Annotated in this window: 23 protein-coding genes; 10 read left to right on the top strand and 13 right to left on the bottom strand. The window is 68.6% G+C overall.

Going from position 1 to position 22246, the window contains the following annotated elements; translation table 11 throughout:
- The first annotated feature begins 2 nt into the window (after window positions 1-2).
- From ccoG to F0Q34_RS08105, 5 genes are read left to right on the top strand one after another with little or no spacing between them, the layout of a single operon-like run.
- Window positions 3-1493 carry a cytochrome c oxidase accessory protein CcoG gene (gene ccoG / locus F0Q34_RS08125; protein WP_149811653.1) on the top strand — a complete coding sequence of 497 codons (1491 nt, stop codon included), beginning with the start codon at window positions 3-5 and terminating at the stop codon, window positions 1491-1493.
- Window positions 1490-1981 carry a FixH family protein gene (locus tag F0Q34_RS08120; RefSeq protein ID WP_149811652.1) on the top strand — a complete coding sequence of 164 codons (492 nt, stop codon included), beginning with the start codon at window positions 1490-1492 and terminating at the stop codon, window positions 1979-1981. The genes ccoG and F0Q34_RS08120 overlap by 4 nt, the downstream gene beginning before the upstream one ends.
- Complete coding sequence (locus F0Q34_RS08115) at window positions 1978-4311, top strand: heavy metal translocating P-type ATPase (protein ID WP_149811651.1); 2334 nt, start codon at window positions 1978-1980, stop codon at window positions 4309-4311. The genes F0Q34_RS08120 and F0Q34_RS08115 overlap by 4 nt, the downstream gene beginning before the upstream one ends.
- Entirely contained in the window at window positions 4308-4469 is a 162-nt protein-coding gene (gene ccoS, locus F0Q34_RS08110; protein ID WP_149811650.1) for a cbb3-type cytochrome oxidase assembly protein CcoS, read from the top strand. Before F0Q34_RS08115 ends, ccoS begins: the two co-directional genes overlap by 4 nt.
- Window positions 4466-4660 (top strand): hypothetical protein, encoded by a 195-nt coding sequence (locus tag F0Q34_RS08105; protein ID WP_149811649.1) that lies wholly within the window; start codon window positions 4466-4468, stop codon window positions 4658-4660. Before ccoS ends, F0Q34_RS08105 begins: the two co-directional genes overlap by 4 nt.
- A gap of 395 nt (window positions 4661-5055) precedes the next feature.
- Here F0Q34_RS08105 and F0Q34_RS21760 read toward each other — a convergent pair whose 3' ends face one another.
- The 5 genes from F0Q34_RS21760 to F0Q34_RS08085 form a co-directional block, all read right to left on the bottom strand.
- Window positions 5056-5196, bottom strand: a complete 141-nt coding sequence (locus F0Q34_RS21760; protein ID WP_161600801.1) for a hypothetical protein — start codon at window positions 5194-5196, stop codon at window positions 5056-5058.
- A 317-nt stretch (window positions 5197-5513) separates the two neighbouring features.
- A complete protein-coding gene (locus F0Q34_RS08100) occupies window positions 5514-5939 on the bottom strand; it encodes an SRPBCC family protein (RefSeq protein WP_149811648.1) in 426 nt (141 codons plus the stop codon).
- Window positions 5940-5987: 48 nt separating this feature from the next.
- The gene (locus tag F0Q34_RS08095) at window positions 5988-6530 is read right to left on the bottom strand and encodes an NUDIX domain-containing protein (RefSeq protein WP_149811647.1); all 543 of its coding nucleotides are present in this window, start codon (window positions 6528-6530) and stop codon (window positions 5988-5990) included.
- A gap of 73 nt (window positions 6531-6603) precedes the next feature.
- On the bottom strand, window positions 6604-7125 hold the full coding sequence (locus tag F0Q34_RS08090) for a hypothetical protein (RefSeq protein ID WP_149811646.1): 522 nt from the start codon (window positions 7123-7125) through the stop codon (window positions 6604-6606).
- A 62-nt stretch (window positions 7126-7187) separates the two neighbouring features.
- Window positions 7188-8630 carry a helix-turn-helix domain-containing protein gene (locus F0Q34_RS08085; RefSeq protein WP_149811645.1) on the bottom strand — a complete coding sequence of 481 codons (1443 nt, stop codon included), beginning with the start codon at window positions 8628-8630 and terminating at the stop codon, window positions 7188-7190.
- A gap of 183 nt (window positions 8631-8813) precedes the next feature.
- On the opposite strand from F0Q34_RS08085, the gene prpC reads away from it, so the two are divergent.
- The 5 genes from prpC (at window position 8814) to F0Q34_RS08060 (ending at window position 13471) form a co-directional block, all read left to right on the top strand.
- On the top strand, window positions 8814-9980 hold the full coding sequence (gene prpC, locus F0Q34_RS08080; protein WP_149811644.1) for a bifunctional 2-methylcitrate synthase/citrate synthase: 1167 nt from the start codon (window positions 8814-8816) through the stop codon (window positions 9978-9980).
- The gene (gene prpB, locus F0Q34_RS08075; RefSeq protein WP_149811643.1) at window positions 9980-10900 is read left to right on the top strand and encodes a methylisocitrate lyase; all 921 of its coding nucleotides are present in this window, start codon (window positions 9980-9982) and stop codon (window positions 10898-10900) included. Before prpC ends, prpB begins: the two co-directional genes overlap by 1 nt.
- Before the next feature lie 55 nt (window positions 10901-10955).
- Window positions 10956-11267, top strand: a complete 312-nt coding sequence (locus tag F0Q34_RS08070) for a hypothetical protein (RefSeq protein WP_149811642.1) — start codon at window positions 10956-10958, stop codon at window positions 11265-11267.
- 15 nt (window positions 11268-11282) lie between these two features.
- Window positions 11283-11999: a DedA family protein gene (locus F0Q34_RS08065; protein ID WP_241665387.1), complete on the top strand. Its 717-nt coding sequence runs from the start codon at window positions 11283-11285 to the stop codon at window positions 11997-11999.
- A gap of 65 nt (window positions 12000-12064) precedes the next feature.
- Complete coding sequence (locus tag F0Q34_RS08060) at window positions 12065-13471, top strand: hemolysin family protein (protein WP_149811641.1); 1407 nt, start codon at window positions 12065-12067, stop codon at window positions 13469-13471.
- 7 nt (window positions 13472-13478) lie between these two features.
- Here the strand turns inward: F0Q34_RS08060 and F0Q34_RS08055 are convergent, their stop codons facing one another.
- The 8 genes from F0Q34_RS08055 to ltnD all read right to left on the bottom strand — a co-directional run bounded on the left by F0Q34_RS08055 (window position 13479) and on the right by ltnD (window position 21949).
- Complete coding sequence (locus F0Q34_RS08055; RefSeq protein WP_149811640.1) at window positions 13479-14711, bottom strand: Calx-beta domain-containing protein; 1233 nt, start codon at window positions 14709-14711, stop codon at window positions 13479-13481.
- A 332-nt stretch (window positions 14712-15043) separates the two neighbouring features.
- Window positions 15044-15676, bottom strand: coding sequence for a 3-oxo-tetronate 4-phosphate decarboxylase (gene otnC, locus F0Q34_RS08050; RefSeq protein WP_149811639.1), 633 nt, complete (start codon window positions 15674-15676; stop codon window positions 15044-15046).
- Between the two features lie 80 nt (window positions 15677-15756).
- Window positions 15757-17160 carry a GntP family permease gene (locus tag F0Q34_RS08045; RefSeq protein ID WP_149811638.1) on the bottom strand — a complete coding sequence of 468 codons (1404 nt, stop codon included), beginning with the start codon at window positions 17158-17160 and terminating at the stop codon, window positions 15757-15759.
- A gap of 57 nt (window positions 17161-17217) precedes the next feature.
- Entirely contained in the window at window positions 17218-18174 is a 957-nt protein-coding gene (denD, locus tag F0Q34_RS08040) for a D-erythronate dehydrogenase (protein ID WP_149811637.1), read from the bottom strand.
- Window positions 18171-18983 (bottom strand): DeoR/GlpR family DNA-binding transcription regulator, encoded by an 813-nt coding sequence (locus tag F0Q34_RS08035; protein WP_149811636.1) that lies wholly within the window; start codon window positions 18981-18983, stop codon window positions 18171-18173. The genes denD and F0Q34_RS08035 overlap by 4 nt, the downstream gene beginning before the upstream one ends.
- Window position 18984: 1 nt before the next feature.
- Window positions 18985-19764, bottom strand: a complete 780-nt coding sequence (gene otnI, locus F0Q34_RS08030) for a 2-oxo-tetronate isomerase (protein ID WP_149811635.1) — start codon at window positions 19762-19764, stop codon at window positions 18985-18987.
- A gap of 14 nt (window positions 19765-19778) precedes the next feature.
- Window positions 19779-21035 carry a 3-oxo-tetronate kinase gene (gene otnK / locus F0Q34_RS08025; RefSeq protein WP_149811634.1) on the bottom strand — a complete coding sequence of 419 codons (1257 nt, stop codon included), beginning with the start codon at window positions 21033-21035 and terminating at the stop codon, window positions 19779-19781.
- A 2-nt stretch (window positions 21036-21037) separates the two neighbouring features.
- Window positions 21038-21949 carry an L-threonate dehydrogenase gene (gene ltnD / locus F0Q34_RS08020; RefSeq protein ID WP_149811633.1) on the bottom strand — a complete coding sequence of 304 codons (912 nt, stop codon included), beginning with the start codon at window positions 21947-21949 and terminating at the stop codon, window positions 21038-21040.
- Window positions 21950-22246 lie beyond the last annotated feature (297 nt).

The following is a 22246-nucleotide window of genomic DNA, read 5'->3' as shown; positions in this document are numbered from 1 at the left end:
CCATGGGCCAGCAGCAGCAGCACCACGCCGCGGAGGAGCCACCGGCGACCTTCTACGCGCCACGGGTCCGCGTCTATCCCCAGGCGGTGAAGGGCAAGGTGCGGCGGCTGCGCTGGGGCGTGCTGTGGCTGCTGCTCGGCCTCTACTACCTGGCGCCCTGGCTGCGCTGGGATCGTGGCCCCGGCCGGCCCGACCAGGCCTTCCTGGCCGACATGGAGCATGGCCGGCTGTTCTTCCTGGGCCTCGAGATCTGGCCGCAGGAGGTCTACTACGTCACCGGCCTGCTGGTGCTGGCCGCCATCGGCCTGTTCGCCGTGACCTGCCTCGCCGGCCGGCTCTGGTGCGGCTTCGCCTGCCCGCAAACCGTCTGGACCGACCTGTTCATGTGGGTCGAGCGCAGGATCGAGGGCGACCGCAATGCCCGCATGCGGCGGGACCGCAAGCCGCGCTGGAGCTGGGATGACCGCCTGCGCAAGGCCACCAAGCATGTTGCCTGGGTGCTGATCGCGCTGGCCACGGGCGGCGCCTGGGTGATGTACTTCACCGACGCGCCCACCCTGCTGCGCGATCTGGCGCGGGGAGAGGCGTCCTCCACCACGCTGTTCTTCATCGGGCTGTTCACCGCCACCACCTACCTCCTGGCCGGCTGGGCGCGGGAACAGGTCTGCACCTATATGTGCCCCTGGCCCCGCTTCCAGGCGGCCATGCTCGACGAGCAAAGCCTCGTTGTCTCGTACCGCGCCTGGCGCGGGGAGCCGCGCGGCAAGCCCCGCGACGCCGCCGCCGGCGATTGCGTCGATTGCGCCGCCTGCGTGCATGTCTGCCCGACCGGCGTGGACATCCGCGACGGCCAGCAGCTTGGCTGCATTTCCTGTGGCCTGTGCATCGATGCCTGCGACGCGGTGATGCAGCGGCTGGACCGCCCGCAGGGCCTGATCGCCTTCGACACGCTGGGCAACCTGGCACGGGCCGAGGCCGCCACCGCCGGGATGCCGCGCGGCGCGGCCTGCCGGGGCGCTGGCCTGGCGGTGCGCCAGGCGCCCAACCCGTTCCGGCCGCGCCTGCTGCTCTACGCCGCCGCGCTGCTGGTGGTGGGCGGCGCCATGCTGGGCGGGCTGCTGCTGCGCGAGCCGGTGGCGCTGGATATGTTGCGCGACCGGGCGCCGCTGTTCGTGCGCCTGTCCCATGGCGGCATCCGCAATGCCTACACGCTGAAGATCCGCGACCGCCGGCACGAGGCGGCGCAGCTCGCCATCGCCGCCGATGGGCTGCCGCCCGGCACGCAGCTTTCCGTGTCGGACGCCGAAACCGACGCCGCCGGCCGCCCGCTGGTCGCCACCCGCGCCGATGATGTCGCCACGCTGCGCCTGCTGGTCACGGCGCCGGCGCCGCTGCCAGCCGCCAGCACGCCGGTGGTGATCCGCCTGCTCGACCCGCGCAGCGGCGCCGAGGTGGCGCGGGCGGAAAATGTCTTTCTGGGACCGCAGCCATGAACGCCATCAGCCATCCCGCCCCGCCCCGGCCGCGCCGCAGCCGCTGGATCCCCTGGGTCTTCGTCGGCGGCATGCTGCTGGTAACGGCAGTGAACGGCGTGCTGATCTATGCCTCGGCCACCACCTTCACCGGCCTCACCACCGGCCAGTCCTTCGACAAGGGCCGCGCCTACAACCATGTGCTGGAGGAGGCGGCGCGGCAGAAGGCGCTGGGCTGGCAGGCCGGCATCACGGTCGCGCAGGGCGGGCTGCACCTCGCCGCCACCGGTCGGGACGGCGTGCCCCTGCCGGCCGGCGTCACCCTGTCCGGTGTGTTGCGCCGCCCGTTGACCGGGGAGGAGCGGATGCTGGACTTCGCCGCCCTCGGCGGCGGGCGCTGGCGCGCTTCCCTCGCGGACATGCAGGCGGGGCTCTGGGAAGCCCGCCTCACCCTGCGGGGCGCCAATGAGGCGCGGCTGATGCTGCGTGAACGGGTGGTGCTGCCATGACCACCCTCACCCTCGATCCCCCGGCCGTCACAGGCAGTTGCGACCATTGCGGCGCGGCATCCATCCCCGGCAGCCGCTTCTGCTGCACCGGCTGCGAGGGCGCGCATGCGCTGGTGCGCGGCCTCGGCCTTGATGCCTTCTATGCGCGGCGCGACACCGCCGATGGAACGCTGCGCCCGGCCGCGGCGGCGCCCGTCGCCTATGCGCCGCTGGCCCGGGCCCTGTCCGGCGGCCGGCACCGGCTGGAGCTGATGGTGGCCGGCCTCACCTGCGGCGCCTGCGTCTGGCTGGTGGAGCAGGCGCTGGCGGCCGAGCCGGATGTGCGCAGCGCCCGCGCCGCGCTGTCCACCCGCCGCCTCACCATCACCTGGGACGGTCCGGCCACGCGTGCCGATGCGCTGGCGGCGCTGGTGGCGCGCCTCGGCTTCCGCGTCGTTCCCTTCTCGCCCGCCTGCCTGCGCGCCGCCGAGGATGCGGAGGGCCGCGAGCTGGCCCGCGCCCTCGGCATCGCGGCGTTCGGCGCCATGAACGTGATGCTGGTATCGGTCGCCGTCTGGGTCGGCGTGGACATGGGCGAGGGAACGCGCGCCGCGCTGCACTGGCTGGCCGCGCTGATCGGCCTGCCCACCGTGCTGGTGGCCGGGCGGCCGCTGTACCGCCGCGCCTGGGAAGGGCTGCGCGCCGGCCGGATCAACATGGATTTCGCCGTGTCGCTGGGCGTCCTGGCCACCACAGCGATGAGCCTGTCGGAAACGCTGCGCAACGGCGAGTACACCTGGTTCGACGGCGCCACCGCCCTGCTGGCGCTGCTGCTGGCGGGCAGGCTGCTGGACCGTGGCGCCCGCCGACGCGCCCGCCAGGCCGCCGCCGAATTGCTGGCCCTGCAACAGGGCATGGTGACGCGGCTCACGCCGGGCGGGCGCGAAATGGTGGCGGTCGAAGCCGTGCGGCCGGGGGACCGCATCCTGGTCGCCGCCGGGGAAAGGCTGCGGCTGGATGGCTGGCTGGAGGAAGCCTCCGCCTCCCTCGACGCCAGCGCCGTCACCGGCGAAAGCCTGCCGCGCGCCTTCCAGTCGGGCGATGCGCTGCCCGCCGGCGCGGTGAACATGGGCGCGCCGCTGACGCTCCGCGTCACCCATGCGGTGCCCGATGGTTCCCTGGCCGGGCTGACGCGGGCATTGGAAGGCGCCGAGCAAGCCCGTGGCCGCTTCCGCTCCATCGCCGACAAGGCCGCCGCCTTCTATGTGCCGGTGGTGCATGCCGTTGCCGCCCTGACCTTTCTCGGCTGGTGGCTGGGGGTGGGGGTGTCCTGGCAGGCGGCGCTGGTGCCGGCGGTGGCGGCGCTGATCATCACCTGCCCCTGCGGCCTCGCCATCGCCGTGCCGGCGGTGCAGGTGGTGGCGGCGGGCGCGCTGTTCCGCCGTGGCGTGCTGGTGGCGACGCCGAATGCGCTGGAGCGCCTGTCCGGCGTGGATCATGTGGTGCTGGACAAGACCGGCACCGTGACCGAGGGCCGCCCCGCCCTGTTGCCGGGCGACTGGACGGAAGCCGACCTCGATGAAGCGGCCTGCCTCGCCGCCGCCAGCCGCCATCCGCTGTGCCGCGCGCTGGCTGCCGCCCGACCAGGGGCCGCCCCGGCGCGGGATGTTGTGGAATTTCCAGGGCGGGGCCTGGCCTGCGGAGCGGCGCGGCTGGGCAGCGCCACCTTTCTGGGCCTGCCGGCGGATGGAACCGGCCTGACCCTGTGGTGGCGCGCCGCGCCGGACCAGCCGGCCGTCGCCTTCCGCTTCGCGGATCGTCTGCGGCCGGACGCGGCGGTGGCGGTGGCATCGCTGCGGCAACTCGGCCTGACGGTGGAGCTGCTGTCCGGCGATGCCCATCCGGCGGTGGCGGCGGTGGCGGCGCAGCTTGGCATCGATGAATGGCGCGCCGGGGTGACGCCGGAGGGCAAGGCGGCGCGCCTAGCCGCGCTACGCCAGGCCGGCCGGCGGCCGCTGATGGTGGGGGATGGCATCAACGACATGGCGGCCCTGGCCATGGCCGCCGCCTCAGCCGTGCCGGAAGACGCCACGGACAGCGCCGCCTGCGCCGCCGATCTGGTGCTGCGCGGCGGCCCCGGTGCCTTGCCGGAGGCCGTCCGCATCGCGCGCCGTGCGCAGCGCGCGGCGCGGCAGAACATCGCCTTCAGCCTTTCCTACAACGTCGTGGCCGTGCCCACGGCCATTCTGGGCTTCTGCACCCCGCTGATCGCGGCGCTGGTGATGGCCAGTTCCTCGCTGATCGTGATCGGCAACGCGCTGCGCGTCGGTGGAAGGGGGCCGGCATCATGACCGTTCTGCTGTGGCTGGTGCCATTGGCGCTGCTGATCGGGCTGCTGGCCTTGGCCGGCTTCGCCTGGGCCCTGTCCTCGGGCCAGTACGAGGATCTTGATGGTGCGGCAAGCCGCATCCTGTTCGACGACACGCCTGCCAGGAGAGAACCACGATGATCCCCGAATTCCCCGTCAGCCGCGTGCTGTTCATGATCGTCTATGGGCTGCTGGCCCTGATCGGCCTGTATTGCGCCGGCCGGGGGCAGGATTTCGGCCTGTCGCTGTTTGGCACGCTGCTGGGACTGTTTGGCCTGGCGATGGCTTTCCTGCTGATCAAGCGCGGCTGGGACCAGGCGCGGCCGGAGTGACATCCCGTCTCCCCGGTCCACCGCGTGCGGAGGCCGGGGATGAAGCGGCCCTGGGGCCGCACTTCCTGCAAGCCGTAAATACCCGGTTTCGATTGTCGCATAATCGCAACCGATTCTTGCTGAAGAAACGGCTTCTTGTGGGATCCCGGCGAATATTCCGCCGGCTCATCGGGGCTTTTGCGCACTCATCCTGAACAGGCGGGTGGTCCCTTGATGTATTGCCATCGGAATATTGCGCCCATCCCGTGGCTGGACCACTTTTTCAACCCATAGATTATGTCTTAGACGTAACGATACACAGGCTTCCATGAACAAAACATGGAGCACTTTTAACTATCCATGCCGTCAGCTTCATCACGCCAGTTGCCCGGTTTGCCCGCGGTTCTTTTCCCATGTCAGCGGAAGGAAGGCGGCACCAGAGGCTGGCTTTCCGCTGCCAAGGGAGAACGCTGCGCGAGCAGGGACACGTGGCGCTCGAACACATGGATGGCGGCAAACAGCGCGGAAAGGCCGATGACGAACGATCCAATGCTCATCTCTGTAACTCCACCACTTTCCGCGTTCCCGGCGGTCCATAATCTGAACCGTTGTTCTTCTTTTTACACATTCCTCCCGGCCGCAAAACTGGCTCCTGCCATTCAACCAAAACGTGATCGAAACTTCCCGGCGCGAAGTATTTCTGGACCGAGTTGTTTGCTGAATGACTATTGGCGCTGCGAAGCTCGCGCTCAGAATCAAGTCAAATCTGGTGGAGAATGGGGCGTTCACCGGATTGTTTGGGCAAGAATCATCCTGGAGCGCCCAAGGTCAGGCGCCGCTGGCCATGATGGGACCGGTGAAACCCTGGAAAAAGTCAGACAGGTTCGCGGGGGGAACCACGACCCATGACGCGGGCCGACACATCCGGCATGTGCAGGTCGGGATCGCCGCCGCCCGCCCGCTCCAGATGTGATTTCAGGCTTTGCAAGGCAGCCTCCGCCGCGTAGCGGGCGGCATCTTCCGGGGTTTCGGCTTCCGTGGGGTCCACCATGGGCGCGGTGTCGCGCTGCAGCGTCAGGGTAAGCACCGTACCGCCGCCACCCGCCGCCACATGCCATTCGCCGGCCGGGTCGAACTGCCAGCGGATGCGCCCGGCCGAGCTGTCGGCCTCCAGCCCATCGGCCGGCAGATCGGTTTCCTCGCGCCGCAGCTGCGGCAGCCAATGGCGAAGCTGTTCGGGATCCGACAGATAGGCGAACACTTCTTCGGCGGGGCGCTCGATGCTGATGCTTTGCTGCATACGGAACGAACGTCCCGGCCCTTTCCCGGTTGCGGCACCCCGCCCGGGCTAAAGCAGCCCCTTCAGGCGAAGAAGGCCAAAGGCCGCGATGGACATGGCATCCTTCAGCCGGCCGTCGCGGATCATTCCTTCCACCTCGGCCAGAGCAAAGGCGCGGCAGATCAGGTCCTGCTCGCTGGCTTCGAGGCGCCGCGTGCCCGGGGAAAGTTCCGTGGCCAGGAAAACATGGCCACGCTGGTTGCAATAGCCGGCACCCTGGAAGATCTCGCCGGCATAGAACATGCGCCCGGCCACTAGGCCGGTCTCCTCCTCCAGCTCGGCGGCGGCGAGCACCTCGGGGGCGGTGCCGGGGCGGGTTTCCCACATTCCCATGGGCATTTCCCATTGGCGCAGCCGGACCGGGTAGCGGAACTGCTCCACCAGCGTGATGCGGCCCTCCTGGAACGGCACCACCACCACGAAGTCGGACCGCTCCACCACGCCATACAGCCCTTCCGAGCCATCGGGGCGGCGGATGATGTCCTCCCGCACGCGGGTCCAGGGATTCTCGTAGGCGATGCGGCTGGAAAGCGTGGTGATCTCGTCGCTCAAGGCGCGGTTCCTTCTGCGGCAGGCCGAGGGCGGGTGATAAGGCGCCCCCCGGGCTCCTGGCCAGGAGTTCGTTTCAGCGCCCGACCGTTGGCATCCGCGCGACACCTTCAGGCTGCGGCCGGGGCGCGGGCGCGGGCGGCTGCCAATAGGCGGAGGACAAAGCCCGGGTTTCGTCGCTCAACGGGATCATGCTGGCCTGGGGCCGGCGCATGCAGCCGCGGATGATCGGGGCGCAGACGCCATCCTCGCCGATCGGGCGGTCATTGTTGCCGCTGTAGAACAGGCTGGCGACCTTGTTGTCCTCGATGCGGAAATTGGCGTTGCAGCGTGAGCCGCTGCCGCCCACCGTGTAGCCGCCGCCGATCACCGGCAGGGTCACCTCGATGCCGCCGGCGGAATCATTGTTCACGGCATAGGTCAGGATCTGCGTGCGGTCGTCGATCCGGGCCGATCTGTCCGCGACGCCGGCGCAGCTTTGCAGATCGGCCAGCGTCATGCCCACCATGTTGATCTGCGCCTGATGCGCCATGCGGGAATCAGAATAGCCGCAACCCGACAGGGTCAGCAGGCCGGCAAGAATGATTGTTGGCTTCATGCGGTCTCCTTTGGCATGGGGTGAATGCCTCAACCCCTGCGTTGTTGCCGCGGGCATCCGCATCAAGTACCCGGCGAACCCGGCCGCGCGATGCGGTAAGGCAGCAGGCCCCGCTCGGCCGTGCCGACATCAAGGCGGTGGCCCGCCGGCGGCATGGCGCGGTGCCGGCAATCGGCCCGTTCGCAGGCCCGGCAGCCGGGGCCGATCGGCACCGGCGCCTGCCGGTCATCCAGCGCCAGCCCGGTCGCGTAAACCAGCTCCCCGGCATGGGCGATGTCGCAGCCCAGGCCCACCGCCCCTTCGCGCGGCAGGCTCAGATAGCCGCCACCCCCGCCCACCATGCGCGCCATGCAAAGATAGGTGGAGCCATCCGGCGTGCGCGCCAGCTGCACCAGGATGCGGCCCGGCTGGGCAAAGGCCTGGTGCACGTTCCACAGCGGGCAGGCACCGCCGAACAAGGCGAAATGGAAGCGCGTGGCGCTGGACCGCTTGGACACGTTGCCGGCCACGTCCACCTTCAGGAAATAGAAGGGCACGCCTTCCTCCCCCGGGCGCTGCAAGGTGCTGAGACGGTGGCAGACCTGCTCGAAGGAAGCGCCGAAGCGGCGCTGCATCCGCTCCACGTCATGCCGCAATTCGCGCGCCGCGGCGCGGAAGCGCCGGTAAGGCAGCATCAGCGCGCCGGCATAATAATTCGCCAGCCCGACCCGGGCGAGGGCGCGCGCATCGGCGCCGGAAAGCGGCGCGCCGGCCACCATGCGGTCGATCGCCCCTTCCTGCTCCAGCAGGCCGACCACATGGGCCATGTAGAAAAGGCGGCTTTCGGGCGCCACCTCCTCCGCCAGCAGCAGCCGCCCCGCAGCGCGGTCCAGGCGCCACAGCACGCCGCTATCGGGCCCCTCGCGCAGCGTTTCCGCCACGGCGATGCCGTGCCGGACCTGCAGGTGCCGCTCCAGATCGGTGCGCAGGGTCTGGGCGGAAAACCCGCCGCTTTCGAACAGGCGCTCCGCCGCCTCGTCCAGCGCCGGGAAGTGGTTGAGGCAGGACTGCACCCAGTCCTGAACCTCGTCATAGGGAAGGCGGGAAGCGGGGCCTGCCGGGCCGTCATCGGCCAGGCGGGCACGCAGGGCGCGATGCTCCTCCTCCAGGGCCCGATAGGCACGGTGCAGCGCCAGGAAGCGGGCCGCCACCCCCGGGGCGGCGCGCAGGGCGGCATGCGCCTCGGCCAGCTCCACCGGCTCGGCGCCGGGCACCGGATTGGCCAGGGCCTCGCGCAGGTCGCCCAGGCGGCGCAGCTCGTCGCTTTCCGCGAAATAATCCGGCGCCACGTCCAGCAGGGCGCAAAGGCGGTTCAGCACCTCGCGTGGCAAGGGGCGCTGGTCGCGCTCGATCTGGTTCAGGTAGGAGGGCGAAAGCCGCAGCATCACCGCCAGCCGCGCCTGTGTCATGCCGCGCGCCATGCGCAGGCGGCGCAGGCGCTCTCCGGCATAGATCTTGTTCTCCATGGCCGGCACAGCCCCGCCCCCTCGCAATCTTCGCTGGAAATGCTTGGTAGGGCGGCACGAATCAGCAGGAAAGCCCCTTCACCGGCGGCGGCATTTTCGCGATCTTCGCAACCATTGCGTGGCCGCCGAGTGGCGCCGCGCCCGGCCGGACCGGCCGCAACCAAGCAAACCATGGGAAACACGATGACCGACGCGACCGCCGCCGCTCCCAAGCCGAAGAAGTCCGTGGCCCTGTCCGGCGTGCCGGCCGGCAACACCGCGCTCTGCACCGTCGGCCGCACGGGCAATGACCTGCATTACCGTGGCTACGACATCCTGGAGATCGCCGGCGCCTGCGAGTTCGAGGAGATCGCCCACCTCCTGGTGCACGGCACCCTGCCGGACGAGGCGACGCTGCGCGGCTACAAGGCCAAGCTGCGCTCGCTGCGCGGCCTGCCGCAATCGGTCCGGCTGGCGCTGGAGGCGATCCCCGCCGCCGCCCATCCGATGGATGTGATGCGCAGCGGCGTCTCGGCGCTGGGCTGCGTGCTGCCGGAAAAGGACGACCACAGCCATGCCGGCGCGCGCGACATCGCCGACCGGCTGATGGCCTCGCTCGGCTCCATGCTGCTCTACTGGTACCATTTCAGCCACAATGGCCGGCGCATCGAGGTGGAAACCGACGATGACAGCATCGGCGGGCATTTCCTGCACCTGCTGCATGGCGCCGCGCCGCGTGAATCCTGGGTGCGGGCCATGCACACCTCCCTGAACCTTTATGCCGAGCACGAGTTCAACGCCTCCACCTTCACCTGCCGGGTGATCGCCGGCACGGGGGCGGACATCCACTCGGCCATCACCGGCGGCATCGGCGCGCTGCGCGGCCCGAAGCATGGCGGCGCCAACGAGGTCGCCTTCGACATCCAGAAGCGCTACGACACGCCGGATGAAGCCGAGGCCGATATCCGCCGCCGCGTCGAGGCCAAGGAAGTGGTGATCGGCTTCGGCCATCCGGTCTACACCGTGTCCGACCCCCGCAACGTCATCATCAAGCAGGTGGCGCGCGAGCTGTCCGACGAGGTCGGCTCCCGCAAGATGTTCGACATCGCCGACCGGATCGAGGCGGTGATGGCCGACACCAAGCGGATGTTCGCCAATCTCGACTGGTTCAGCGCCGTGTCCTACCACATGATGGGCGTGCCGACGGCGATGTTCACGCCGCTCTTCGTGATCGCCCGCACGGCAGGCTGGAGCGCGCACATCATCGAGCAGCGGATCGACGGCAAGATCATCCGCCCCACCGCCAACTACACCGGGCCGGAGAACCGCCGCTTCGTCCCCATCGCGCAGCGCACCGCAAAGGATCACTGATGCCCTATGTAATCGCCGACGACCTGCCGGACGCCCCCGCCGGCCAGCGCTTCCGCGCCCTGCTGGAGCGGCCGCAGATCCTGCGCATGCCGGGCGCCCATCTCGGCATCGCGGCCCTGCTGGCGAAGAAGGCGGGGTTCGAGGCGCTGTACATGTCCGGCGCCGCCATGTCCGCCACCATGGGCCTGCCGGACCTCGGGATGATCACGGTGGATGACGTCGCCTGGCACATCCGCCAGGTGGTGCGCGCCGCCGGGCTGCCGGTGCTGGTGGATGGCGACACCGGCTATGGCGAGGCGCTGAACGTCATGCACATGGTGCGCGCCTTCGAGGAGGCGGGCGCCGGCGCCGTGCATCTCGAGGACCAGCTCCTGCCTAAGAAGTGCGGCCACCTGAACGACAAGAAGCTGGCCGATGCGCGCGACATGGCCGCCAAGGTCGCGGCCGCCCGCAAGGCGCGGCGCAACCTGGTGATCATCGCCCGCACCGACGCCGCCGCCAGCGAGGGCATCGACGGCGCGGTGGCGCGCGCCAAGCTCTACCTGGAGGCCGGCGCCGACGCGATCTTCCCCGAGGCGCTGACCAATGCCGAGATGTTCCGCGAGTTCTCCGCCCGCATGCCGGGCGTCAAGCTGCTCGCCAACATGACGGAATTCGGCCGCACGCCCTTCTTCACGGACCAGGAGTTCGAGGCGATGGGCTATTCCATGGTGATCTGGCCGGTCAGCCAGCTCCGCGTCGCCGCGAAATCCATGGAGGAGCTTTACGCCGCCATCAACCGCGACGGCGGCACGCACAAGATGGTGGACCGCATGCAGACACGGGCCGAGCTGTACCAGACCATCGACTACGCCGCCTATGAGGCGCTGGATTCGACCCTGATCCGGACCGTGGTGCCGGAAGGCATGCCGGGCCGCTGAAGCTTGCATCCCCGGCGGGGTGGCCCGATGACAGGCGGCCCCGCCGGAGATCCGCTTGCTGAAACGCCTGATCCTGCTGGCCGGCCTGTTCCTGGCCGCGCCGGTTCATGCCATTCCCGCCATCCCCTTCCCCATGGCAGCCGTGGGTGCCGTTCCCGCCGCTGCCCCACCCCTGGCCGCGCCCTTGGCCCCACCGGCCCACGAAGCATGCCGGCAGGGCCGGGACACCGCCGCCCTGGGCTGGCGCCTGATCGATTACGGGATCGCCACCCTGAAATACGGCGTCGGGCTGGTGCTGATCCTGCTCGGCGCCATGCTGGTCGGCATCGGCGCGGTGGTTTCCCTGGTGGAAGCCCTGTTCTGCTGACGCGGCAGCGCGAACGTGACCGCCCCCGCCCCCGCTTTCGCCCTGGCGCCGGGAATGGCCCCTGAACTAGTTTGCGCCATGCTGGAAGATTGGGTTCTCGCCTTCGACACCTGGGTCCGTGCGAATGCCGCCTGGGCGGCGCCGGTCACCTTCGCCATCGCCTTCCTGGAGTCCTTCCCGGTGGTCAGCATCGTGGTGCCGTCCACGGCGCTGCTGCTGGGCATCGGGGCGCTGATCGGCACCGACATGCTGGCGCCGGGGCCGGTGCTGCTGGCCTGCATCGCCGGGGGCATCCTGGGGGACGCCGCCGGATACTGGCTGGCGCGCGCCATCGGGCCTTACGCGGTGCGCCGGCGCCTGCCGAACTCCTGCCGCCGGGCCTATGCCTGGTCGGTGGTGGTGTTCCGCCGCTGGGGCTGGTGGGCGGTGTTCATCGGCCGCTTCCTGGGCCCGATGCGCGCCGTGACCCCGCTGGCGGCCGGTGTCACCGGCATGCGCAACAAAGCCTTCCAGAGCGCCAACGTGCTGTCCGCGGTGATCTGGGCGCCGCTCATGCTCATGCCGGGCAGCATCGGCGGATGGCTGGCAAAGCAGCTGGGCCAGGACCCGGACCCGGTGGCCATCGGCGCAACGCTCGGTGCGGCGGTTCTGCTGTATCTGGGATGGCAGAAGCTGCAGCCGCGCCTTGTGTCGCTGGTGAAAGCGCGCCTCGCCGCCAGCCTCCGCGGCTAGGCTGACGCCGCCGCCTTTTCCAGGGCGGCGCACAGGGTTCTTGCCGCCGGCCGGCCAGGCGGGGCATGCACGGGGCAGCGGCATCATCCCCTGCCACCGCCAATGGGAGCCCCGTCTTGGATATCGTCATCGGCCTTGGCCTGATCCTGCTTCTGGTCGCGGTCAGCATCATCATCTCGCTGTCCGAGATCGCGTTCGCCGCCGCCCGCGCGACGCGGCTGCGCGTTCTGGCACAATCCGGTGAAACCCGCGCCGCGCGTTTCCTGGCCTTGCGGGCGGAGCCGGGCCGCGTGGTCACGGCCTTGCAGATCGCCGTCAACGCGGTGGGCATCCTGGCGGGCGTGGTCGGCGAGGGCGCGCTGACACCCGGCCTGTCGCGCCTGCTGCTGGCTTCCGGCGCCGGGGCCTGGGCGGAAGGCCTGGCCTCCGTCATCTCCTTCGTGGTGATCACCTCCCTGTTCGTGTTGTTCTCGGATCTGGTGCCGAAGCGCGTGGCGATGATGCAGCCGGAGCGGGTGGCGGTGGCCGTGGGCTGGTTCCCCGCCGCCGCGCTGACGCTGCTGCGACCGCTGGTCTGGGTTTTCTCCGGCCTGGCGGACGGGCTGATGCGCCTGCTCGGCCTGCCGACCTCCGCCCAGGCGGAGGAGGTCACGCCGGAGGAGTTGCGCGCCACCCTGGCCGCCAGCGCCGAATCCGGCACGCTGGACGCCAGCGAGCACCGGCTGATCGAGAATGTGCTGGCGATGCGCGAGCGCACCGTCACCTCCGCCATGACGCCGCGCGACGAGATCGTGTATCTCGACCTCCGGGAATCGCCGGAGGAATGGCGCGACAAGGTGCGGCGCCAGCCTTATTCGCGCTACCCGGTCTGCGATGGCGGGCTGGACCATGTGGTCGGCTATACCCGCGCGGAGGACGTGCTGGTGGAAGTGCTGCAGGCCGGCCCCGGCGCGCTGAAGCCGGATGCGCTGAAGCCAGGAACGCCCGACACCGCCGCCCGCATGCGGCGCGACGCCCCTTCCGTGCCGGAAACGCTGGATCTGTGGGAGGTGCTGGCGCAGTTCGAGGCGCAGGGCGCCGGCTTCGCGCTCGTGGTCAGCGAATATGCCGTGGTGGTCGGGCTGGTCACCTACAAGGATGTGCTGGCGGCCCTGGTGGGCGGCCTTGCCGACCCCTTCGAGGAACGGGTCATCGTCCGGCGTGACGCGGATTCCTGGCTGGTGGACGGCATCGCGCCCATGCCCGACGTGGCCATGGCGCTCGGCACCGAGGCGCTGCCGACCGACGGCCCATATCACACGGCGGGCGGCTTCGTGATGCACCGCCTGCGCCGGGTGCCGCGCAAGGCGGACCGGGTGGAGGCCGCCGGCTATGTGTTCGAGGTGGTCGATGTGGAAGGCTTCCGCGTGAACCAGTTGCTGGTCACGCGGAAGCCGGCGGTGCTTCCGGTCATGCCGGAAGCCAAGGGCTGAGCCGCGCCTAACCCAGAAGGTAGTCCGCGTCGCGCGTCTCGGGCACGTAGAAGCCTGCGCCCTCGTAGCGATAGGAGGGGATGTTCGCGATCACCACATCCCGCTCCGACAGGCCGGCCGTATAGAAATGCGTGCCCGAATTGGTGTTGTAGAAGCGGTACATCTCCGTCAGCCCGGCATTGTTCTGGTTGCTGGCGTACAGTCCGATCCCCTCATAGGTGTAGCTCGGGATATTCGCGATGACGCTGTCCCGCTCGGCCGCGCTGATGGTGAAGAAATGGGTTCCCGTGGCGGTGTTGTAGAAGCGATAAACGGCATCGGCACCCTCGGCCGTGCCGGGAACGCTCTGGAACCCGACCCCCTCATAGGTGAGGCCGGGAACGTTGGCGATGACATTGTCGCGCTCCGCGACGCTGGTGGTGTAGAAATGCGTGCCCGCGCCGGCATTGTAGAAACGGAAGGTATCGACGGTCGTGCTGGGCGGAGGCGGGGAAACGTTTGGATCGTCATTCAGGATGGCGACGGTCGCGTCATAATTCGTGATGGGCGTGTATTGCGGCGTCGGCCAGGACTGGCTCTCACTGGTGCTGGTGGAGTTGCTGATGAACGCGCGCAACACCTCAGAACCCTCGATGGCGTTGTCATCGACGATCGGCAATTCGATGGTCTTGACGGTCTCGCCTGGAGCGAACCGCACCAGGGCCGGGGTAAGCGCCGCATAGGGGCCGCTGAAATCCGCGCTGGAGGCAGGTGTCGGGGCGACGCCCTCGAACCGGACCTCGACATCGGTCGTCATGCTGAGATCGACACCCTGGCGCATGATATCGAAGCGGAAAACAGCATCCGCCGCCCCTTCGACGATCGTGTTCTCGCGTGCCGTGATGCTGACGGAGGGCAGGTTGTCATTGTCCTGGATCCGCCCGTAAAGATACCAGGTATTCAGTGTGGCGTTGTTGAGCGGCGTCATCGACAGCTCGAAGTAATCATCGAGTTCGAAGATCTGGTCATCGGTCAGCTGGAATTGCACGAACTGTTCGGCGGCGCCGCCCGCCGTGAAATTCACCGTCTGTGGCACCGTTGAGACAAAAGAACCGGCATAGAAGCTGGACGGCGCGATCTGCACACTTTCGCTCAGGGCCGGGTCGCTGCTGACCACGCGGATCTGGATGATCCCGCCTTCCGGGACGACGTAGCTGCCGTTGAAGTCTTGCGGCAGGTTCAGGCTCAGTGTCAGGGCCATGTTGGTCCACCTCGGTCCGAATTGGTGCGGGCACCGGCCTGCTGCCTCACGGGCACTGCATACCGCTCCAGGAAAGGCTAAGCTTGCCTATTATTCCGAATCCGAAAAGGATACATTTCGGGAACCTGCGCGACTATTCTGTTTTCTGATACCGCACCCAACAATCATCGGTAGAGCAGAAAGGCGAGAAAGCCCTCATTTGTGGAGTTGACGCTGTTCCGGCCGCACAGCGATGCATTGGCGGGGCAGCCTGCGATTCGGCAGCAGCCGTCGTGGCGGAGCGGCCAAAAGCCCGCTTCACCGCCATCAAGATGAAGGATGGCCGAGGCCAGTTACCCGAAGGTCGAGAGCAGGTCATCCACCTGCGCCGGCGTCAGTTCGCGGGCGTTCTGGCCGCGCAGCATCAGGGCCAGCTTCGCGGATTCCTCCAACTCCTCCGCCGCATACACGGCATCGATCAGCGACTTGCCGGACACCACCGGGCCATGATTGGCCAGCAGCACGGCCCGCGCTCCCTTGGCGGCCTGATGGATGTCGTTCTCCATGGCGGCGTCGCCCGGCCGGTAATACGGAATGATCGGCAGGGTGCGTCCGACGCGCATGACGAAATAGGGCGTCAGCGGCGGGATCGGCATGGCGTCGCCCGGCGCGGCCAGGCAGCCGATCGCGGTGGCGCAGGTGGAATGCAGGTGCACCACCGCGCCGGCTTCCGGCCGCGCGGTCAGCACGGCGCGGTGCATGAACACTTCCTTGGACGGCTTGTCGCCGCCGACATGGTTCCAGCCGGCATCCAGCTTGCTGATGCGGTCCGCCTTCAGCCGCCCCAGGGAGGAGTTGGTCGGCGTCATCAGGTAGCCATCCGGCAGCCGGACGCTGATGTTGCCGGCGCTGCCAACGGAATAGCCGCGCGCGAACAGGCTGGCGCCCAGTTCGCAGAGGAGGTCGCGCAGTTCGGACTCGGTCATCGTGCGGTTCCATGCAGGGTTAGGCGTTGCGACAGCACCGGAGCAGCAGGCCGGGGCGCGGCCAGGCGCCCCGGTTCCCGTCAGCCGAAGAACATGTTCAGCACCAGCAGCGTCACCAGGGAGGTGCCCCAGCCGATGGTGCTGGGGATCGACCAGGTCAGCATCTGGTGCTTGGCGCTCTTCACCCCCAGGATGCGGTTGATCACCCAGAAGTAGCTGTCATTGAAATAGCCGAACACCATGGAGCCGATGCAGGCCGCCTGCGCCGCGAACACCAGGTTCACATCCGGGATCTGCGCCAGGATGGGCGCCGAGATCGAGGCGCCGGTGATCATTGCCACCGTGCCGCTGCCCTGGATCAGCCGCACTAGGCTGGCGATGACAAACGGGATCAACACCGCCGGCAGCGGCAGCGTCGCCACCCATTCGCCGATATAGGTGCCGACGCCGCTGTCGCGCAGCACCGCGCCCAGCGCGCCACCCGCGCCGGTCACCAGCATGATGATGCCGGCACCCTCAATGCCCTTCTCCAGCTCGCTCACCGTGTCCTGCCGCGACAGGTTGCCGGCCAGGCCCCAGACGGCCAGGATGACGCCAAGGCCGACGGCGATCACCGGATTGCCGATGAAGGCGCTGGCCTGCACCCACAACGCTTCCTTCAGGGTGGCGTCGCCGCTGGCGGTCACCACGCCGGACACCACCGTGTTGATGAAGATCAGCACGATGGGCACGACGATCGGCATCATGGAAATGCCGAGGGAGGGCAGGTCCCGCTCCCGAGCGCTGGCTTCCTCCTTGAACTGCTGGAAGGCGCCGGAGATCGACTCGCCGGTATCGACCTCGATCATCCGCTCGATCCTGGGGCCCATAGCGCGGGCATAGAGGATGATGGTGAAGGTTGCCGGCAGCGTCAGCACAACGCCCCAGAAGATCATCAGGCCGATATCGATGTTGAAGATGCCGGCGGCGCCCAGCGGCCCCGGCGTCGGCGGCACGGCATGGTGGGTCAGCATCAGGCCGCCCGCCAGGGCGATGCCCAGCGTCAGCACCGACCGGCCGGCATTGCGCGCCAGCGCCCGGACCAGCGGGTTGAGGATCACGAAGGCGCTGTCGCAGAAGATCGGGATGGAAACGATGTAGCCGGTGGCCATCATCGCCCATTCCTCCTTCTTCTCGCCCAGCCAGCGGACAAAGGTGATCGCCAGCTTCTCGGCCGCGCCCGAGACTTCCAGGATCCGCCCCATCATCACGCCGAAGCCGATCACCAGGCCGATGGTGGACAAGGTGGAGCCGAAGCCGTTGGAGATCGACCGCACCACCGCATCCGGCGCCATGCCCGCCGACAGGCCGGCGATGGAAGCGGCGATGACCAGTGCCACGACGGCATGGATCTTGGTGCGCAGGACCAGGAAGATCAGCAGGCAAATCCCGAGGACGAGGCCGATAATGGCCCCCGGCCCCACCGCGGATGCGGCAGCGTTCATTGTAGTCTCCAGCTTTGATCAGAAGGCCGCCTGGCACTGCGCCAGGCGGCAGGTGCTTCAGCGGACGAATTCGTCCTTGTACTGGCGCACCACGGAGTCGAAATCGCCGTCACGGGTGAAGCCGAGCGCCAGCGGGCGGCTGACGTCGAAATTCCCGGGCCAGGAGCAGACAATGTCGATGATGCGCTGCTCGGCCTGCTGGCTGACCAGGGCGCGGGGCGCGGCGCCGCCGACCCGCTCCAGGCTGTCCAGCATCTCTCCCACCGTGACGCAGATGCCCGGCAGGTTCAGCACGCGGTTGATGCCCAGCGCCTGCCCTTCCACCGTCAGGGCATGAACGAGGTTGGCCACCACCGCATCGGGGGAGGACAGCCACATCTTCGTCTCAAGCGGCACCGGGCAGTTCGACGCCTCCCCGTTCAGCGGCTCGCGGATGATGCCGCTGGCGAAGGAGGAGGCGGCCGAGTTGGGCTTGCCCGGCCGCACCACGATGGTGGGCAGGCGGCAGACGCGGCCGTCGATGAAGCCCTTGCGCGAGTAGTCGCACACCAGCAGCTCGCCGATCGCCTTCTGCGCGCCGTAGGAGGATTGCGGCAGCAGCGCCAGGTTCTCCGGCACCACCTCCGGCATCTCGCCGCCGAACACCGCCAGGGAGGAGGCGAAGATGAAGCGCGGCGCCTTGCCGGTGGCGCGCGCCGCTTCCAGCAGGGCGCGCGTGCCGTCGATGTTGACGCGCATGCCGATATCGAACTCGGCTTCCGACTGGCCGCTCAACACCGCCGCCATGTGGTAGATGGCGCCGGTGTCCGGACCGACGATCCCCCGCGCGAAGGCGGGATCGGCGATGTCGCCGGTGACGGAGCGGATGCGGGCATCCTCAACCGGGCAAGCCGCCAGATCCACCGACACGATGCCGTCGAATTCAGGCACGCCCTTCCGGCCGCGCTGGGCCAGCAGGGCGCGGATCAGGCGGCTGCCGAGGAAGCCGGCGCCGCCGGTGACAATGATCTTCATGCTGGGGTGCTCTCCCGGTTCGGTTCGGCCTGCGGCGTGGCTTCGGGTGGCGCCGCGATGTGCAGCGCGATGCCGCGCTGGCGGATGGCGGCGCGCACCGTGTCCGGCAGGCCGGGATCGGTGACGATGGCGGACAGCGCTTCCAGCGGCACGGCATTGAAGGTGCCAATGCGGCCATACTTGCTGCTGTCCGTGACAAGAATGCTGCGCGACGCGCTCTGCGCGATGGCGCGCTTCACCGCCACCTTGTTCTCCGACGGCGTCGAAACGCCGCGCATGCCGAAGGAGGAGGTGGAGATGAAGGCGATGTCGAAGTTGAAGCGGCGGATGGCGTCGGCCGCCGGCTCGCCGACGCAGGACTGGTTCTCGCGCTCCACCTGGCCGCCCGTGTGATACAGGCGGCAGCGGGATTCACGGGACAGCAGCGCCGCGATGACGAAGTCATTGGTGACCACCGCAATGTCCCCGCGCCCGGCGATCAGCCGCGCGATCTCCAGCGTCGTGGTGCCGGCATCGAGATAGATCACGGCGCCCGGCTCGATCATCGCCGCCGCCAGCCGGCCGATGGCCGCCTTCTCGGCATGCGCCAGCACCGCCTTGGCAAGATGCGAGGGCTCGTTGACGATCTTCTCCGGCAGCCGGATGCCGCCGGCGACCGACATCACGCGACCCTGGCGTTCCAGCAGCTGGATGTCGCGTCGCACGGTCATGTGCGACACGCCCAGCAGCTCAACCAGTTCGTTGATGCTCAGCACCCCCCGGCCGGTCAGCCGGGAGACAATCAGGTTTTGCCTTTCGGCAGGAATCATCTCAGCGCGCGCGGTAGGGCGCGAACCAGCCGAGGCCGGCGGCGGTTTCGCCACGCGGGTTGTATTCGCAGCCGATCCAGCCCTGGTAGCCGGACTTGTCCAGCACGGCGAACAGGTGCGGGTAGTTCAGCTCGCCTTCATCGGGCTCGTGCCGGTCGGGCACGGAGGCGATCTGCACATGCGCGAACTTGCCAGCCATCTTCTCGATCAGCTTGGTCAGGTCGCCATCCATGATCTGCGCGTGGTAGAGGTCGAACTGCACCGAAACATTCGGGCGATCAACCTGCTTCACCAGCTCCACCGCCTCCAGCTGGTGCGCGATGAAGTAGCCTGGCATGTTGCGGCTGTTGATCGGCTCCACCAGCAGGGTGATGCCGTCCTTGGCCAGCTCGTCCGCGGCGTAGCGGAAATTCTCCACGAAGGTCTTCTTGCAGGCTTCGCGGTCCATCCCCGTGACGATGCCGGACATGCCGTGCAGCGTCTTGCAGCCCAGCGCCTTGGCGTAGCGGAGGGCGATCGCGACATTATCGCGGAATTCCTGCTCCCGCCCCGGAATGGCGGCCATGCCGCGCTCGCCATTGACCCAGTCGCCCGGCGGCATGTTGAACAGCGCCTGGGTCAGGTTGTGCTTCTTCAGCTCGGCGGCGATCGCCTCCGGCGGATGCTCATAGGGGAACAGGAACTCGACGCCCTGGAACCCGGCCTCGGCGGCCTTGCCGAAGCGCTCCAGGAACGGCACCTCGGTGAACATCATCGACAGGTTGGCGGCAAAACGCGGCATTCCCGGTGTCTCCCTTATGCGGCTGCGGATTGCGCGTCGAAGAAGAAGCGCTCCTGGCCGAAATTGCCCGATTTGAGGGCGAGCGAAAGGTTCTTGCCCACCGCGCGCACCCAGGGCACGCCCGGCGCGATCTGCGGCCCGATGGCGAACCCCTTGATGCCGAGCGACTGTGTGACGATGCCGGAGGTTTCGCCGCCCGCCACGATGAACTGCTCGAAGCCGGCGGCTTCCAGCCGCTTCGCCAGGGCGCCGAAGATGCGTTCCACCGCCTCGCTGGATTCGGCGGCGCCGAAGCGCTGCTGCACTTCCTTCAGTTTTTCCGGCAGCATGGTGGCGAAGACCAGCGGCGCCAGCCCGTCGCGCGGCTGCGCCTCGACCCAGGCGGCCAGCTCGGCGGCGTAGCCGTCATCCTCCAGGCAGCGCGCCACGTCGATGGCGAGGGATGGCGCCGCCTCACGGTAAGCGGCCACCTGCGCGTTGGTCATCTGCGAGCAGGAGCCGGACAGCACCACGGCGCGGCCCTTCACCGGCTTGCCGCCTTCCGCCGCCTGCGCCGCATCGCCGCGCAGCTCGGTCCAGGCGCGCGCCATGCCATCCGCCAGGCCGGAGCCGCCGGTGACCAGCCTCATGTCGGCCACCGCCTCGCCCATGGTGACAAGATGCGCGTCGTTCAGCGCATCGAGCACGGCGTAGCGCACGCCACTGGCCTTCAGCGCCGCCAGCGCGTCCCGCACCGCCCGCGCGCCCTGGTCCATGACCGTGCTGGGCACGTTGCCGGCCTTGCCGCGCGACTGCGCCTCCATCACCCGCATGATGTTGCTGTCGGTCATCGGCGTCACCGGATGGTGGCGCATGCCGGATTCGTGCAACGGCACGCCGTTCACGAACAGGTAGCCGTTGTAGATGGTGCGGCCATTCACCGGCAGCACCGGGCAGATCACGGTGAAATCCTCGCCCAGCGCATCCAGCAGCGCATCGGTCACTGGGCCGATATTGCCCTTGGGCGTGCTGTCGAAGGTGGAGCAGTATTTGAAGAAGAATTGCGGGCAGCCGCGCGCCTGCAGCCAGCGCAGCGCGGCGAGGCTTTCGTCGATCGCCTGCTGCGGTGGGCAGGAGCGGGTCTTCAGGCTGATCACCACGGCATCGGCATCAACCTGCAGGGAATCATCCGGCACGCCATTGAGCTGCACAGTGCGCAGCCCATTGGCCACCAGGAACCCCGCGATGTCGGTGGAGCCGGTGAAATCGTCACCGATGACGCCCAGGCGCATGCTCACTTCTCCTTTACGCCGGGCAATTGGATGCCGGCGAACGTCTTGATCACCGCCGCGTCATCCTCCTTGCCGTAGCCGGCGTTGGAGGCGTTGGCGAACATGGTGTAGGCGGTGCTGGCCAGTGGCAGCGGAAAGCCCAGCGAAAGCGCCGTTTCCGTCACCAGCCGCAGATCCTTGACGAAGATGTCCACGGCGGATTTCGGCGTGTAGTCGCCATCCACCACATGCTTCATGCGGTTCTCGAACATCCAGCTGTTGCCGGCGGCATTGGTCACCACCTCATACATGGTGTCGAGCGGGATGCCGGCGCGGGCGGCCAGCGCCATCGCCTCGGCGCCGGCGGCGATGTGCACCCCGGCCAGGAGCTGATGGATGATCTTCACCGTGGCGCCGAGGCCGATCTCCTCGCCGATCTCGTAAACCTTGCCGGCCACGGCATCGAGCACCGGGCGCAGCTTGTCGAAGGCTTCGCGTGATCCGGCGGCCATCACCGTCATCTCGCCCGCGGCTGCCTTGGCGGCGCCGCCGGAAACCGGCGCGTCCAGCATCAACAGGCCGTGCTCGGCCAGGCCCACGGCGATTTCCTTGGCATCGGCCGCGGAGATGGTGGCGGATACCATCACCGCCGTGCCAGGGCGCAGCCTCGCGGCCAGCGCGTCCTCGCCGAACAGCACGGCCTTGCACTGGGCGGCGTTCACCACCAGCAGCAGCACCGCGTCGAGCCTGTCGGCGAAGCCGCGCGCATCGGCATCCACCGCCACCGCGCCGGCGCCGGCTAGGGCTTCGCGGGCGACGGGGTTCAGGTCGCTGCCAAAGGTCTGCAATCCGGCCGCGATGCAGGACCTGGCCGCGCCCATGCCCATGGAACCGAGGCCAACCACACACACGTGATAAGAATTGCTGCGCGCCACGGCGGAGATCCTTGTGAATTCATGTGCAAGTTTGCGCTGCGCAAGGCTTCTACGCCTGCGAGCCTGCCCTGGTAAGAGGAAAGTTTACACAAAATTTCACACTTCCCTGTCATTGGCGGCGCAGGGACGCGAATGGGCCTCCTTCCATGCCTGCCCTCATCGCGGCAGCACCGGCGAACCGGCGCGGGCCTCCGCGCCCGGCAGGGTGGATGCCCGCGTAAACCTGCATCCCGCTTTCGGCACTTGCCCGCCGACCGTCTTCATCCCAGCTTCTTCACACGGCCCGCAAGACGGCCG

It is taken from the genome of Teichococcus oryzae (assembly GCF_008386565.1).
GTDB lineage: Bacteria > Pseudomonadota > Alphaproteobacteria > Acetobacterales > Acetobacteraceae > Pseudoroseomonas > Pseudoroseomonas oryzae.
This window is presented reverse-complemented; position numbering and strand designations above follow the sequence as displayed.